Origin of the sequence: Pyxidicoccus fallax (assembly GCF_012933655.1) — a bacterium.
GTDB lineage: Bacteria > Myxococcota > Myxococcia > Myxococcales > Myxococcaceae > Myxococcus > Myxococcus fallax.
Genome location: NZ_JABBJJ010000119.1, coordinates 22,825 through 33,237 on the forward strand (window position 1 = coordinate 22,825; position 10,413 = coordinate 33,237).

Genomic DNA, 10,413 nt, shown 5'->3' on the forward strand with positions numbered 1-10,413 from the left:
GATGGGCGGGCACTGTCAGGGCACGTCGAAAACAGACGTAAACTCAGGGCTTACAAAGCCAGACCTTGAAAGTCTTCTCTGGCGTGCACCTGGCCGAGAAGGTCTCCTTGGTGCGCGAGTGCTGGAGAGTCAGATGGTGTTCGCCTTCGTAGGTGCTCACTTCGGTATGCCCGTTCACCATGATGTCATCCATCTTCTGGACGAGCAGTTCGTCGTTACGAGGGCGAAGGATGACCTTGCGTTTCTCGAACTGGAAATCGATGTCGAGCTTCTCGTTCGCCGCCAGCTTCACGGTCTGCTTTCTGCTGAAGCGGTGGCCCTGGTGGATGCCTCCGACAGAGATCCGCACCGCACCCGGCGCGACGGTGTACTCGACAGGTGGCTTGCCGAGTCGGATGTTGTTGATGGTGACCTCTCCGGACAGGTTGGACTTCACCCGGATCACGGCACGCGCATCGGCGGCGTTGGCAACCTGCGTGGAAGGCGCGGGCTCGGGAGCCTCCGCTAGGTGCGAGGCGCTGGTGACTCCCGCGTCTGCCTCTAGAGGGATGGGAGATTCCGAGGATCCGGCGGAGGTTGGAGCCGCTGTGGCGGGGGCTGGAGTCGGAACCTGCTCGACGGCGACCTCTGGCTCCCGAGCCACGGGTTGGGGCGCGGGGGCGGTCGCGACGGGCTCGGCAGGAGCGGGGCTTTTCGCGGGCGGCTTGTTGTTCCCGACGACCGCGGAAGCAACGCCGAGCGTCAGGAATCCGAGCGCCGCGGGCGCCCACCATTTCAGGTTCCGCTGCATCCAGCCCTGTTGTGGCCTGAAGGCCTCCTCGTCGCCCTCCGTCACGGCCCTGGCGCGCGCGGGCGGCAGAGGCCTGGCGGCCGGTGGAGCCTTGGCCACCGGCGCGGGTCTGGCCACCGTTGGATGGGGCTTGGACACCGGCTGCGCGGGCTTGGGCACGACGGCCGGGGACCGGGGCTCCGCCGGGCGCGGGGAGGGGACCGCCTCTTCCTCGCGTGTGGCCGGCAGCGGACGGGCCCTGGGGAGCGGCGTGGCGGCTCGCGGCGGAGGCGGCGCCGGTAGCGGCGCGGTGACTGGAACGGTGACCTGCTTCGTCTCGACCTCGGTGACCTCGGGCGGAGGGCTCGGGGCCTCGACGGGAGGCTTGGAGGCACCGGGCGTGCGGTCGCGCCGCGTGACGACCGACTTCGGCGCCTCCATCTCGTTGTTCTCGAGCAACAGCCGGGGCTCGGGCGTCGTGGGAACGGACTCGTTCGCGGCTTCAGGCGGCAGGGGGCCGCTCATCTCCCGGACGAACGCGGCGATTTGAATCGCCCCCACCGGCTCGCTGTACAGGTACAGGAAGCGCTCGAGGTCGGCGTGGAACTCGCGGCAGCTGCCGTAGCGCCGGTGGGGATGCTTGGCGAGCGCACGGGAGAGGATCTGCACCAGCTGCTCCGGCACGCCTTGTCGGAGGTCGCGGATGTCCGGGAGTGGCTCGTTGAGGACCGCCTGGATCAGCCGGGCGTCATTGTCGCTCCGGTAGGGGCGGCGGCCGGCGACCAGCTCGAACAGGACCACGCCGAGCGCGTAGATGTCCGTCCGCGCGTCGATGGGCTCGCCCAGCAGGTACTCCGGCGGCATGTAGGGGACCTTCCCCTTGAGGACACCGCTCTGGGTGCGCAGCCCCGCGGTGGTGGCCTTGGCGATGCCGAAGTCCAGGATCTTCAGGCCGCCCGTCTTGGAGACGAAGATGTTGTCGGGGCTGATGTCCCGGTGGATGAGGTTCAGCGGCTGACCCGTCGCGGAGTCCACGAGCTCGTGCGCGTAGGCCAATCCCTCGCAGGCCATGGAGAGCAGTCGCGCGCACAGGGGAAAGGCAATGGAAGTGCCCTGGTGCTTCGCACGCCGCTTCAGCGTGCGCAGGTCCACGCCGTCCACGTACTCCATGGCGATGAAGTACGAACCGCCCTCCATACCGAAGTCGAAGATCTGGACGATGTTGGCGTGGTTCAGCCGCGCGGCCAGCTTGGCCTCGGCCAGGAACATCTCGACGAACTGCGGATCCTCCGCGAGGTGCGGGAGGATTCGCTTCACCACCAGGTGCTTCTCGAAACCCAGCGGCCCCGAGGACTTGGCGAGAAAGACTTCGGCCATGCCACCCGTCGCCAGCTTGCGCATCAGCTGGTATTTGCCCATCTGGTCCAACGGGGAGTCCTCCGAACCACTTCAGCGGGGCCATGGGGGTGGCCCGGTGGCGGCGTCGTAGCAGAGCACGACGGGAGGGAACAATCGTCCGCTCTCGGGAACCGCGAGCAGCGCGAGGACTCGGGTCACTCTGGAGTCCAAGTGACCGGAATGCGTGACGGTTCAGTGAGTGAATGCCGGGTCTTGTATGACCCGTCACTCTTGCAGCTTGAGTATCACGAGCGGAGGCAGGGCAGGGCGTGACGACGGGAGGATGCGCTCAGCTCCCGTTGGGCTCCACCTCGACCAGGACGTTCGCCGAGTCGAAGTACAGGTAGTACCAGAGGAAACCCGCCTTGTAGAAAAGCACCGGCCCCTCGGCCGGCGCCGTCTTCCGGCACGGGAAGCTCGGTAGCAGGCGGCAGTGGAACTCTTCCTTCGTCCACCGGTGGATCGGAGCACCCAGCTCACGCTCCACCTGCTGGAGGGGCTTCCCCACGCGCGCCTTCATGCGCCAGTGGGGCAGCACGGTGACGGCGGCCACGGAAACCCCGATGAGCGCGAGGATGCCGAAGAGCCACGCGGCCCTCCGCTTGCGTCGTTGAATCAGCTCCTGCTCCGTGAACAACCGCGCCTCCAGTGCCGCACGTTCCATCAGAACGCGCAGTCTACTCCCTTCGTCGGCAACACCGAGCGCTGCCCCGAGAGGTACGCGTCCACCGCCTTCGCCGCCTCACGGCCATCCGACAGCGCCCAGACGATGAGGCTCGCTCCGCGGCTGGCATCCCCCGCGCAGAACACCCCGTCCGCCGTGGTGGCGAAGCGCGCGTCCACCTGCACGGTGCCACGTGGGGTCAGCTTCACCCCCAGCTCCTCCGTCAGCCGCCCCGGCTCCGGCCCCGTGAAGCCCATGGCCAGCACCAGCAGGTCCACCCCGAATGTCACTTCGGACCCGGGCACCTCCACCATGCGCGGCAGGCTCCCATGCTCGCGGTTCAGCTCCACCCGCACCGCGTGTAGCGCCTGAAGCCGCCCGTCGCTCCCGTCCAGCCGCTTCGTCAGGAGCGCGAACTCCCGCGCGCCGCCTTCCTCCTGGCTCGACGACGTGCGGAACACCACCGGCCACTTCGGCCACGGATTGCCGGACGCGCGCGCCATGGGCGGCGCCGGCATCAGCTCCACCTGGGTGACGCTCGCCGCGCCCTGCCGCAGCGCCGTGCCCAGGCAGTCCGAGCCCGTGTCGCCACCGCCGAGAATCACCACCCGCCGTCCCGCCGCGTCCAGCCGCGCGTCCTTCTCGCGCTGGCCCGCCACGAGCTGGTTCTGGTGCTCCAGGAACTCCATCGCCTGCACCACGCCGGCCAGCTCGCGCCCCGGCACCTCCAGCTCCCTCGGCCGCCGCGCGCCCATGGCCAGCACCAGCGCGTCATGCTTCGCGCGCAGCTCGCGGAAGCTCACGGCCCCGCCCACGTCCACGCCGTTGACGAAGGTGATGCCCTCCGCCTCCATGATGGCCAGCCGCCGGTCCAGTACCGACTTCTCCAGCTTGAAGTCGGGGATGCCGTAGCGCAGCAGCCCGCCGGGCCGCGCGTCGCGCTCGTACACGGTAACGGTGTGCCCGGCCGCGTTGAGCTGCGCCGCCGCCGCCAGCCCCGCGGGGCCCGAGCCCACCACGCCCACCGTGCGCCCCGTGCGCCGCGCCGGAGGCCGGGGCTTCACCCAGCCCTCCGCGAAGGCCCGCTCCGCGATTTCCTTCTCCATCTGCTCGATGGTCACCGCGTCCCGGTCGATGGCCAGCACGCACGCCGCCTCGCAGGGCGCGGGGCACAGCCGTCCCGTCATCTCCGGGAAGCCGTTGGTGCGGCTGAGCAGCTCGTATGCCTCGCGCCAGCGGCCCCGGTACACGGCCTCGTTGAAGTCGGGGATGAGGTTCCCCAAGGGACAGCCCTGGTGGCAGAAGGGCACGCCACAGTCCATGCACCGGCCCGCCTGGCGCTTCGCCTCCTCCGGCGCCAGCGGCAGGGCGAACTCGTTCCAGTCCCCGAGCCGCTCCTGCTTCTCCCGCTTGAGCACGGGCACGCGGGGCCACTCCATGAATCCCGTCGGCTTTCCCATGGCTAGCCCCTCCCTCCGGCGATGTGCTGAAGCTGTTCCGCGAAGTTGTCCGGAGGCCTGCGGGCCGCGCGGCGCGCCTGGAGCACGCGCTTGTAGTCCGTGGGCATCACCTTCACGAACCGCGGCACCATCAGCTCCCAGTTGTCCAGCACCCGCTTCGCCACCGTGCTGCCCGTGTGACGGAGGTGCCGCTCCACCATGCCGTGCACGAGCCAGATTTCGGACTCGTCCACCAGCGACTCCAGCTCCACCATCTCCAGGTTGCACCGCTGGCGGAAGGTCATCTCCCGGTCCAGCACGTACGCCGTGCCGCCGCTCATGCCCGCCGCGAAGTTGCGCCCGGTGGAGCCGAGCACCACCACCACGCCGCCCGTCATGTACTCGCAGCCGTGGTCGCCCACGCCCTCCACCACCGCCTGCGCGCCGCTGTTGCGCACCGCGAAGCGCTCACCCGCGAGTCCCCGCAGGTACACCTCGCCGGCGGTGGCGCCGTACAGCGCCGTGTTGCCCACCAGCACGTTCTCCTCCGCGGCGAAGCGGCTGCCGTGCGGCGGGTAGACGATGATGCGCCCACCGGACAGTCCCTTGCCGACGTAGTCGTTGGCGTCGCCCTCCAGCTCCAGCGACACCCCGGCCACGAGGAACGCGCCGAAGCTCTGGCCCGCCGAGCCCTTCATCCGCACGTGGATGCGCCCGTCGGGCAGGCCCCGGCCTCCATGGCGCCGGGCAATCTCGCCCGACAGCATGGCGCCCACCGCGCGGTGCGTGTTGCTCACCGGCACGGTGAGGAGCAGCGGGGGCCCGCCGTCCAGCACCTGGCTCGCGTCGCGCAGGAGCGCGTGGTCCAGGTGGTCCGACACGTCCTTGCGCCACGCCTCCTTGCAGTGACGTGGCTCGCTGGCCGGCGCCGCGGGGGCCGTCAGGAGCGCGGACAGGTCCACGCGCTTCGCCTTCCAGTGGTCCACGGCCGCGCGCTGGCGCAAGAGGTCCACCCGGCCCACCAGCTCCTCCAGCGTGCGCGCGCCCAGCGCGGCCATCTTCGCGCGCAGGTCCTCGGCGACGAGGAGGAAGAAGTTCACCACGTCCTCGGGCTTGCCCTGGAAGCGCTCGCGCAGCGCCCCGTCCTGCGTGGCGATGCCCGCCGAGCACGTGTTGAGGTGGCACTTGCGCAGCATGACGCAGCCGATGGAGACGAGGCTCGCGGTGGCCATGCCGAACTCCTCGGCGCCCAGGAGCGCGGCCACCAGCACGTCGCGCGCGGTGCGCAGGCCGCCGTCCACCTGCACGCGGATGCGCGAGCGCAGGCCGTTGTGCACCAGCACCTGCTGCGTCTCCGCGAGCCCCAGCTCCCACGGCAGGCCCGCGTGGTGGATGCTCGACAGCGGCGAGGCGCCCGTGCCGCCCTCGTAGCCGGAGATGACGACGGCGCCGGCGCCCGCCTTCGCCACGCCCGCGGCGATGGTGCCCACGCCCACCTCGCTCACCAGCTTCACGCTGACGCGCGCCCGCGAGTTCACCGACTGCAGGTCATAGATGAGCTGCGCCAGGTCCTCGATGGAGTAGATGTCGTGGTGGGGCGGGGGAGAGATGAGCGTCACGCCCGGCGTGGACCAGCGCACGCGGGCAATCCGCTCGTCCACCTTGTGGCCGGGGAGCTGGCCGCCCTCACCGGGCTTGGCGCCCTGGGCCATCTTGATTTGAAGCTCGTCCGCGTTGACGAGGTACTCCGTGGTGACGCCGAAGCGCGCGCTCGCCACCTGCTTGATGGCGCTGCGGCGCGAGTCCCCGTTCTCGTCCTTCGTGTAGCGGCGCGACTCCTCGCCGCCCTCGCCGCTGTTGGAGCGCCCGCCCAGCCGGTTCATGGCGATGGCCAGCGTCTCGTGCGCCTCCGCGCTGATGGAGCCGAAGGACATGGCGCCGGTGACGAAGCGGCGGGCAATCGACAGCGCGGGCTCCACCTCCTCCAGCGGCACCGGCGTGCGGCCCTCGGTGGAGACTTCCAGCAGCCCGCGCAGGTTGCAGTGCTCGCGCGTCTCGTCGTCCGCCAGCCGCGAGTACTCCGCGAACTGCACCGGGTCATTGGCGCGCACCGCGGCCTGGAGCTTCGCGATGGTGGCGGGGTTCCACTTGTGCCGCTCGCCCAGGCGGCGCCAGCGGTACTGGCCGCCGACGGGGAGCAGGCCCGCCTCCAGGTCCGCCTCGGAGTCGAAGCCGCGCGCGTGGCGCTCCTGCACCTCGCGGCCCAGCTCCGGCAGGCCCACGCCCTCCACGCGGGACGAGGTGCCCGTGAAGTGGCGCTCCACCAGCGAGCGCTGCAGGCCCACCGCCTCGAAGAGCTGCGCGCCCCGGTACGACTGGAGCGTGGAGATGCCCATCTTCGACATCACCTTCAGCAGGCCCTCCTCCACGGCGTGGATGAAGCGGTCCTGTGCCTTCTCCGCGTCCACGGCCAGCTCGCCCGCGTCCGCCATGGCGCGCAGCGTGTCCAGCGCGAGGTACGGGTTCACCGCCGCGGCGCCGTAGGCGAAGAGGCAGGCGAAGTGGTGCACCTCGCGCGCCTCGGCCGTCTCCAGGAGGAGGCCCGTGTACATGCGGATGCCGTCCCGCACGAGCCGCTGGTGCACGGCGGCCACGGCCAGCAGCGCCGGAATGGCCGCGTGCGCCCTGTCCACGCCGCGGTCGCTCAAGAGGAGGATGCTGGCGCCCGAGTCCACCGCGTCCACGGCGGCCGTGCACAGCTTCTCCACCGCGGCCTCCAGCGCGCCCTCGCCGCCGTCGGTGGGGTAGAGCAGCGACAGGCGCTTCGTCTCGAAGAGGCCCTCGCCCTGGATGGTGCTCAGCCGCGCGAGCTGCCCGTTGGTGAGGATGGGGCCCGGCAGCGACAGCCGGTGACACTGCTCCGGCGTCTCTTCGAGGGTGTTGCTCTCGGGGCCCAGCGCGGTGGCGAGCGTCATCACCAGCGACTCGCGCAGCGGGTCGATGGGCGGGTTGGTCACCTGCGCGAAGAGCTGGTGGAAGTACGAGAAGAGGCTGGGGGCCTGGTCGCTGAGCACCGCCAGCGGCGTGTCCGTGCCCATGGAGCCCACCGGCTCCTTGCCGCCCTCGGCCATGGGTGCGAGGAGGGTGCGGACGTCCTCGGCGGTGTAGCCGAAGGCGCGCTGGAGCCGCCACAGCTCCTCGCCGCGCAGCCGCTCGGGGGCGGGAATCGTGGGCAGGTCCTCGAAGGTGTAGACGTTGCGCTCCAGCCACTTGCGGTAGGGCCAGCGCGTGGTGATGTCGCGCTTCACCTCCTCGTCCTCGAGGATGCGCCCCTCCGTGGTGTCCACCAGCAGCATGCGCCCCGGCGTCAGGCGCCCCTTGCGGCGCACCTGCGAGGGCGGCACGTCGATGACGCCCATCTCCGACGCGAGGATGATGCGGTCGTCCTCGGTGACGAGGTAGCGCGCGGGCCGCAGGCCGTTGCGGTCCAACGTGGCGCCGATGAGCTGCCCGTCCGTGAAGGCGATGGCGGCGGGCCCGTCCCACGGCTCCAAGAGCGAGGAGGAGTACTCGTAGAAGGCGCGCCGCTCGTCGGCCATGTGCGCGTCGCCCTCCCACGCCTCCGGAATCATCATCATCAGCGCGTGGGGCAGGGTGCGGCCGCCCAGGTAGAGCAGCTCCACCATGTTGTCGAACTGCGCCGAGTCGCTCTTGCCGGGGACGATGATGGGCTGGAGCGGCTCCAGGCTTCCGCCCAGCCGCGCCGTCTGCAACAGGCCGCGACGCGCCGTCATCCAGTTGCGGTTGCCGCGCAGGGTGTTGATTTCGCCGTTGTGCGCGATGAAGCGGAACGGCTGCGCCAGCTCCCAGGTGGGGAAGGTGTTGGTGGAGAAGCGCGAGTGCACCAGCGCCAGCGCGCTCACGAAGTCCGGCTGCTGCAGGTCCGCGTAGAAGCGCGGCAGGTCCACCGGCAGCATCAGCCCCTTGTAGATGAGCGTCTCCGACGACAGCGACGCCACGTGGAAGCGGCCCTTGGGGTCCAGGCCCCGCTCGCGGATGCGGTTCTCCACCAGCTTGCGGATGCGGTACAGCTTGCGCTCCAGCGCGCTGGGGACGACGCGCCGCCGGGCGATGAAAATCTGGCGGATGACGGGCGCGGCCTCGCGTGCCACCGGGCCCAGGTGCTCCGGGTCCACGGGGACGTCGCGCCAGCCGAGCACCCGCTGACCTTCCTCGGCCACCACTTCCTCGAAGACCGCCTCGCAGGCGGCGCGCGCCACCGGCTCCGTCGGGAGGAAGACCTGCCCCACGCCGTAGTGTCGGCGCGGCGGCAGCTCGAAGCCGAGCCGCTGCCGCTCACGCTCGAAGAAGCGATGGGGGAGCTGCACGAGGATGCCCGCGCCGTCTCCTGTCCGAGGGTCCCTCCCCGCCGCCGCTCGATGGCTCAGCCGGTTGAGCAGCTCCAGGGCGTCTTCGACGATTCCGCGGGAGCGCTCACCCTTGATGTGGGCCACGAAGCCCACGCCACAGGCGTCATGCTCGGTATCGGGCTCGTAGAGGCCGTACCGGCCGGGGAGGATTGCGGACATCAACTTCCCCCTTTCCCGCTTTACGCGGGAGGTCATGGTTGTAACGCGCCACGCTAACGCGGCGCGTTGGGTTGCGTAAAGGAAGGTAGGTACGGGGGAAAGTCGGGTGGGATGCCGAGTAACCTGGCCGACCTTGGACAAGGTGAGGGCGTCTGCTGCCGGGCACTCGCGAGCTGCCGCCCCGGACGCGGGGCACAGTGCGAGTGTCGGGCGCTCTACAGTCCCCGGTGGCGACGCATTCCGGGGGGATTGGCGAGGCCGGTTCCCCGGCTGGCGTCACCGCCACGCCGCGCCAGGAGCGCTCGTCGGCTCGGGCTCTCCCGGGCGCTGGCCTCGCGAATGGCGCTGGTGCGGTGGCGCGCCCTGTTCTAGGCAGGCGCGCGCGTCAACGTCATGCGCCGCCGCGAGGAGTGCTCCATGCCCTACACCCCCATCATCGGCACGCTGGGCTACGTGATGTCGCCGGACCGGCAGCGGGTGCTGCTCATCCACCGCAACGCGCGGCCGGATGACGCGCACTACGGCAAGTTCAACGGCCTGGGCGGGAAGATGGACCGCGACGAGGACGTGGCCGCGTGCATGCGCCGCGAGATTCGCGAGGAGGCCGGCATCGAGTGCGTGGAGATGGTGCTGCGCGGCACCATCTCCTGGCCCGGCTTCGGCAAGCAGGGCGAGGACTGGCTCGGCTTCATCTTCCGGATTGAGCGCTTCGAGGGCACGCCACTGGAGCGCAACCCGGAGGGCTCGCTGTCCTGGGTGCCGGTGGTGGACATTCCCCGACTGAACCTGTGGGACGGGGACCGGCACTTCCTGCCGCTCGTCTTCGACGCGGACCCCCGGCCCTTCCACGGCGTCATGCCCTACGCCGGGGGCCGCGCGGTGAGCTGGTCCTACACCCGTTTGTAGGACGGTATCCGGGACTTGCGGGTCCTCCAGCCAACAGCTGCGCTGCGGGTATTCGGAGACCTCATACACGGGGTACGCCCTATGAGGCTCACCCATTGACGGGTGGCTCGCCGGGGGAGTATCCGTGTACTCGTGAAAGTGAGAACGATTCTCAATTTCGACTACCTGATGGCAATAAGCGATGCCACCGCCTCGGTGGAGCGGGCCCGGCCACAGCCGGGGCTGTTCCGCATGGGCGAGGTGTCCTCGGGTGAGGGGCCGTGGGCGCGCTGGGGCGGGGCGGTGCTGCTCGCCGTGGTGGTGCACGCGGGGCTGCTGGGCGCGGGGCTGTCGCTCGCGGCCGCGCGGCCGGAGAAGGCCCCCACGCCGCCGGAGCCGGAGTTGGTGTTCCTCACCTTCGCGCCTCCGCCGCCCGCGCCCTCCGCGGGCGGAGCCTCCCAGCCCGTGGCGCAGAAAGCCCCCGCGACGCAGGCCCGCGCGCCGCGCCAGGTGGAGCGGAAGCTGACGCCGCCGGTGCCGAAGCCGGAGCCCGTGGAGACGAAGCCCGAGCCCGTGCCCGAGCCGCCCGTCGAGGTGGCCCAGCAGCCCGAGCCCGTGGAGACGCCGGCCGCCGAGCCGTCCGCGGTGGCGGGCAACGCGGGCGTCGGG

General features: G+C 70.7%; 5 protein-coding genes and 1 pseudogene. 2 read left to right on the top strand and 4 right to left on the bottom strand.

Going from position 1 to position 10,413, the window contains the following annotated elements:
* Positions 1-43: 43 nt before the first annotated feature.
* The 4 genes from HG543_RS24775 to gltB form a co-directional block, all read right to left on the bottom strand.
* On the bottom strand, positions 44-2,188 hold the full coding sequence (locus HG543_RS24775) for a serine/threonine protein kinase (protein ID WP_169347322.1): 2,145 nt from the start codon (positions 2,186-2,188) through the stop codon (positions 44-46).
* Positions 2,189-2,456: 268 nt separating this feature from the next.
* A complete protein-coding gene (locus tag HG543_RS24780) occupies positions 2,457-2,831 on the bottom strand; it encodes a hypothetical protein (RefSeq protein WP_169347323.1) in 375 nt (124 codons plus the stop codon).
* A complete protein-coding gene (locus HG543_RS24785; RefSeq protein WP_169347324.1) occupies positions 2,831-4,291 on the bottom strand; it encodes a glutamate synthase subunit beta in 1,461 nt (486 codons plus the stop codon). Before HG543_RS24785 ends, HG543_RS24780 begins: the two co-directional genes overlap by 1 nt.
* A gap of 2 nt (positions 4,292-4,293) precedes the next feature.
* Entirely contained in the window at positions 4,294-8,859 is a 4,566-nt protein-coding gene (gene gltB / locus HG543_RS24790; protein WP_169347325.1) for a glutamate synthase large subunit, read from the bottom strand.
* Between the two features lie 417 nt (positions 8,860-9,276).
* Here gltB and HG543_RS24795 point away from each other — a divergent pair, with 417 nt between their 5' ends.
* Together HG543_RS24795 and HG543_RS24800 are read left to right on the top strand one after the other, a co-directional pair.
* Entirely contained in the window at positions 9,277-9,765 is a 489-nt protein-coding gene (locus HG543_RS24795) for an NUDIX hydrolase (protein WP_169347326.1), read from the top strand.
* Positions 9,766-9,933: 168 nt separating this feature from the next.
* A pseudogene (locus HG543_RS24800) lies at positions 9,934-10,413 on the top strand (energy transducer TonB); the annotation flags it as partial.

Coding starts and splice junctions, on each gene's coding strand:
- HG543_RS24775 (WP_169347322.1), bottom strand. CDS start 2,188: ATGGGCAAATACCAGCTGATGCGCAAGCTGGCGACGGGTGGCATGGCC.
- HG543_RS24780 (WP_169347323.1), bottom strand. CDS start 2,831: ATGGAACGTGCGGCACTGGAGGCGCGGTTGTTCACGGAGCAGGAGCTG.
- HG543_RS24785 (WP_169347324.1), bottom strand. CDS start 4,291: ATGGGAAAGCCGACGGGATTCATGGAGTGGCCCCGCGTGCCCGTGCTC.
- gltB (WP_169347325.1), bottom strand. CDS start 8,859: ATGTCCGCAATCCTCCCCGGCCGGTACGGCCTCTACGAGCCCGATACC.
- HG543_RS24795 (WP_169347326.1), top strand. CDS start 9,277: ATGCCCTACACCCCCATCATCGGCACGCTGGGCTACGTGATGTCGCCG.